Origin of the sequence: Nonomuraea antri (genome assembly GCF_013283785.1) — a bacterium.
Lineage (GTDB): Bacteria > Actinomycetota > Actinomycetes > Streptosporangiales > Streptosporangiaceae > Nonomuraea > Nonomuraea antri.
In genome coordinates, this window is sequence record NZ_JABCPZ010000406.1 from 1 (window position 1) to 4,931 (window position 4,931).

At 73.7% G+C, this 4,931-nt stretch carries 4 protein-coding genes; 1 reads left to right on the top strand and 3 read right to left on the bottom strand.

Annotation, left to right across the window (positions count from 1 at the left end; translation table 11 throughout):
* Positions 1–326: 326 nt before the first annotated feature.
* Both HII36_RS53315 and HII36_RS53320 read right to left on the bottom strand, forming a co-directional pair.
* Positions 327–1,169 carry a hypothetical protein gene (locus HII36_RS53315; RefSeq protein WP_173531050.1) on the bottom strand — a complete coding sequence of 281 codons (843 nt, stop codon included), beginning with the start codon at positions 1,167–1,169 and terminating at the stop codon, positions 327–329.
* Positions 1,170–1,172: 3 nt separating this feature from the next.
* A complete protein-coding gene (locus HII36_RS53320; protein WP_173531051.1) occupies positions 1,173–2,129 on the bottom strand; it encodes a hypothetical protein in 957 nt (318 codons plus the stop codon).
* Positions 2,130–2,380: 251 nt separating this feature from the next.
* On the opposite strand from HII36_RS53320, the gene HII36_RS56195 reads away from it, so the two are divergent.
* Positions 2,381–3,874, top strand: coding sequence for a M20/M25/M40 family metallo-hydrolase (locus tag HII36_RS56195; RefSeq protein WP_217371080.1), 1,494 nt, complete (start codon positions 2,381–2,383; stop codon positions 3,872–3,874).
* Positions 3,875–3,914: 40 nt separating this feature from the next.
* Here the strand turns inward: HII36_RS56195 and HII36_RS53330 are convergent.
* Positions 3,915–4,931 (bottom strand): LysR family transcriptional regulator (locus HII36_RS53330; protein ID WP_217371081.1); only part of this gene is annotated, 1,017 nt, incomplete at its 5' end.

A 4,931-nucleotide genomic window follows, 5' to 3' on the forward strand; every position in this document is an offset into this window, starting at 1 on the left:
GTGCCGAAGGCCCCGAGGGCGGGAACGGCGGCCCAGGCGGGAACGGCGGCCCAGGCAGCTGCGGTGGCCCAGGCGGTTGCGGTGGTCTCGGCGGTGGCCCGGGGTGGCCGGTCGAGGGGGCCGACGGCGGGGCCCAGGCCGGGCCCGGGCTCCCCGGCGGCGTCCACGGCCGGTCCGGCCCGCTGCCCCGGTTCTCACGATCAGGATCAGCCTCTTGCCCGTGCGGCTCCACGAACGTCTCCCCTCCCCGTCGTGGCGATACCGGACCTGAGCCCCCCGATTGTCGATCAGCCGGTCATCGTTGTCACCCCCGGGCGCCCCCTGCCTCAGCCCTTCCGGGTGACCTTGAGCGACTTCACCAGCGTGTGGACGTCCGGCCACAACCGCTCGTGCGTGTCCGGAATGGTGATCCACAACACCGCCGGCCGGGGACGTCCCGTGTCGACCGCGATCGTGACGGACAGTTCGCGCAGCGCCTTGCGCCCGTCCGGGCTCGGCGGCATCTGGATCATCCTGGCCAGCAGCCACCCCCCGCGCACCGGTTGCGAGGCGATGTCACGGCCGGTCGTGCCGGCGGGGAACGCGCTGCCCTGCTTGTAGTCGAGCATGGCGCGGGCGGCGTCGTAGAGGCTGTCGCCGGCGTCCAGTTCGGACCACAGGTGCTGGGAGTCGATGTCCGCCCACCAGTCGCGGTCGTCGTCGGGGCCGTACGACTCCGTGAGCAGCGTCTGCCGCAGGTTGTAGCGGCCGTCCTTGACGGGGCCGTCGCTGATCGGACGGCTCCTGCGCCACGGCGCGCCCAGCTCGGCGAACGACAGGCCGGTCTTGGGGTCGGTGACCCGGCCGATCACCGCCGAGCCGCGGCCGCGATAGGTCCGCAGCGGCACGACGGCGCCTTCGGCGATCCGCGTGACGACCGGCCCTTCCGCGGACGGCCGGGTCGTCGGGACGACCGGGACGACCGGGGCGGCGGTCCGCACCGGCTCGGCGGGCGTGACCCGCACCGGGTGGAACGGCATCGTGCGGGGCGCCGGGTCGGCCTGGCGGCCGCTGGTCGCGATCGGGAGGCCGATGGCGAACTCGGCGGCGAGTACGAAGCCGCCGAGGACGAGCACCCACGTCGGCAACGGCTTGACCAGCCGCCGCATGCGGTCGGAGAGCGCGGGCACGGTTCAGTCCTCCTGGGAGATGAGGGTGAGCCCGGCGAGCCGGGCCTGTTCGACGCTCTGGCGCAGGGACTCCTCGACCCGGCGGGCCCGGTCGGTCAGTTCGCCGACCTCGTCGGCGGCCAGGTCGTCGCGGACGGTCCTGGACAGCAGCTCCTGGTAGGCCGCGCCGTCGTCGGCCAGGTCCTGCAGCGTGCGCCACTCGGCGTACACCGCCTCGGCCTCCTCGGTGCGGCGCGCGTACTCCTCCAGCGCGGAGACGCGCCGGCCCAGCGCGCGCGTGGCGACCTTCAGCGCCTCCTCCTGGGAGACCAGCATGGCGGAGATGCGCTCGGTGACCCGGCCGGAACGCGCGCTCGCCTGCTCGCGGCGCAACCGGGTCAGCTCGGTCAGCGTCTCGGCGATCTCCCACGCCTGGCGGGGCAGGATGACCCGGTCGGCGATGCCGTCGAGCAGGCCGTCCTTGGCGACCTTCGAGCGCAGCACGGTGCCGGTGGCCTCCACGGTGCGCTCCAGCAGGGCGGCGTCCAGCGGCTCCAGCATCGAGGCGTGCACGTACCTGCCGCGGTGGCGGCGGCCGTACCCGGCCACGGGCGACTCGCCCGCCGCGGCCAGCAGCGCCAGGAACGCGACGCCCTGCACGCCGAGCCCGGCCAGGAAGAAGGAGGCGAAACCGTACCTGATCCAGACGGCGAGGAGCGCGGCCTGCAGCAGCGCCCCGGCGGCGAGGAGCAGCCGGCCGAGCCGGGCGGACCGCCACTGGGCGCACACGACGACGGGGAGGAAGCCCCACAGCGCCGCGAGCGACAGGGCGGCGAGGAGGTCTCCGGCCTTGCGCCCGCCCCACGCGGGCGGCTCCGGCGACGGGGGCAGCAGTTCCGGGCGCGCGGCCATCAGCCGCCGGTGCCCTTCGGGCAGATCGGGGTCGAGGACGAGTCCGTCCGGGGTTCGTGTGCGTGCCATACCGTTCCTGATCGACGCGTCGCCGCAACCGCCGGCGAGTGCCGGCGCAGCGATGATCGCGGACCCGGATTTCCGCCCGCTTGCGCCCCGCTTGCACCGGTCTGCGGGCCCTTCGCAAGCACCGGGATGAGCGGCGAATTCGCCGGAATTCGCCGGAATTCGCCAATGTCCGCCCGCCCATGGCGGCGGCCCGCCGGACGTTCCAGGGTGGCAGCGCGACACCCACCCGGTGAAACGAAAGGCGAACCCCCGTGAGAAGACCCTTGACGGCGTTGATCGGCGCGCTCGCGGTCTCGGCGTCCGCCGCGCTGGTCACCCCCGGCGCGGCGGCCGTGAGTTCGGCGCCCCCCGACATCCCGGCCGCGGCCATCATGCGGCACCTCGACCAGTTCCAGTCCATCGCGACGAGCAACGGCGGCAACCGGGCGCACGGGCGTCCCGGGTACGCCGCCTCCGCCGACTACGTCCAGCGCGCGCTGACCGACGCCGGCTTCCAGGTCAGCCGCCAGGCGTTCACCCACAACGGCGCCACCGGCTGGAACGTCGTGGCCGACTGGCCGTACGGCGACCCGGCGCAGGTGGTGATGGCCGGCGCGCACCTCGACGGCGTCACCGCCGGCCCCGGCATCAACGACAACGCCTCCGGCTCGGCGGCCGTGCTGGAGACCGCGCTGACCGTGGCACGCTCCGGCCTGCGCCCGCAGAAGCGGCTGCGCTTCGGCTGGTGGGGCGCGGAGGAGCTGGGCCTGATCGGGTCGGCGTACTACACCCAGAACCTCGGCGCGACCGAGCGAGCCAAGATCAAGACGTACCTGAACTTCGACATGGTCGGCGCGAAGAACACCACCACCTGGGGCGTCTACACCGACAGCACCCGGCTGCGCACCCTGTTCGACGGCTACTTCCGCGCCAAGGGCGTCCCGAGCCGCGGGGTCGACTACGGCGCGCGCTCCGACCACGCCTCGTTCAAGCGTTACGGCATCGAGGTGAGCGGGATCGCCTCGGGCAGCGACCCGTGCTACCACAGCGCCTGCGACACCATCTCCAACGTCTCCTCGACGGTCATGACCACCAGCACGAACGCCATCGCGCACGCGGTGTGGGAGCTGGCCGGAACCCCGGTCGGCGACGACTTCTCCATGACGGTCAGCCCGCCGTCGGCGAGCGTCGAGCCCGGCGGGTCCGCCACCGCGACGGTCGGCACGGCGGTCACCAACGGCACGGCGCAGAGCATCGCGCTCAGCGCGAGCGGGCTGCCCGCGGGAGCCACGGCGAGCTTCGAGCCCGCCACCGTCACGGCGGGCGCGAGCGCCACGATGACGATCGCCACCGGGCAGACGACTCCCGGCGGGACGTTCACGGTGACCGTCACCGGCACCGGCGCAGCCGTCACCAGGACCGCCGCGTTCACGCTGACCGTGAACGGCGCCTCCACCTGCGCCAGCCACCAGACCACCCGCTCCGGCACCCTGCAGGCCGGGTCCAGCGCCTACCAGCCGGACGACAGTTACTACCAGAGCACCGTCTCCGGCACGCACCGCGCCTGCCTGGACGGCCCCGACGGCACCGACTACGACCTGTACCTGCAGAAGTGGAACGGCTCTTCGTGGGCGAACGTGGCCTCGTCCACCACGCCCGGGCCGGACGAGAACGTGTCGTACGCCGGGACCTCCGGCTACTACCGCTACCGGGTGCACGCCTACAGCGGGTCCGGCGGTTACACCCTCGGGTTCGACCGGCCGTGACCCGGACGGCCGCGGCGCGGCTCCGTGTCAATCCGCAGTGTCACTCCGCCGGGTCCGTCACCGGCGGCGCCGCGGAGTTGCGCCGTAGCCAGTCCACGTACCTGGGGCGTTGCAGGGCGCAGCTCCAGTAGCTGTCCCTGGTGAGGTCGAGGAGGTCGGGCATGCGGCCGCCGAGCGGGCCGGTCCTGTTGCAGGCGACGATGTGACGCATGCTGGCCGGGGTGCCGCTGAGCGGGCGCACCACCAGGCCGTCCACGACGGTGAAGGTCGGCTGGCACGGGGAGACCACGCCGTGGGCGGCCACCAGCTCGCGGATCGGGTCGCCGCACTGCACCGTGTAACGCACCCGCGGCGCGAAGCCCGCCTGCTCGCAGGCGGCGTAGAAGCACTCGGGCCAGCCCGCGCCGTCCGACGGCGTCATCACCCACCACCGGTCGGCCAGGTCGGCCAGCTCGATCTCGTCGCGGACGGCCAGCGGGTCGCTCGCGGGCAGCGCCACGAACACCGGCTCGACCGTGACGACCTCGCAGGCCACCTCGGCGCTGGGCAGCACCTCGTACCCCGGGTAGTCGACGGTGGCGACCGCGTCCAGGCGTCCGGCGCTGACCAGCTCCCACAGCAGTTGCGGCGAGTAGTCCATGCGCAGCCGCACCTCGGTGCCCGGCAGGTGCTCGGTGAGCCGTTCCGCCAGCCCGACGGAGATCGCGGAGACGACGCCGCCGAGCGAGATCACCTCGGCGGCGGCCCGCGACCGCCTGGACACGCCGCGCCGCAGCTCCTCCAGGCCCAGCAGGGTCGCCCGGGCGTGGCTGATCACGAAACCGCCCAGCCTGGTGGGCGCCACGCCCTGCGGGCTCCGGGTGAACAGGGTGGCGCCGATCTCGCGCTCGATGCGCTGCAGCTGCGCGGTCAGGGCCGGTTGGGACAGCCCGAGCATGGCCGCGGCCTTGGTCACGCTGCCGGTGTCCGCCAGGGCACAGACGGCGCGAAGGTGGCGGATTTCGAGGTCCACTGGGCGAGCGTAGGTGCCGGGGTTCGCGGGGTTCAAGTGGGGGCG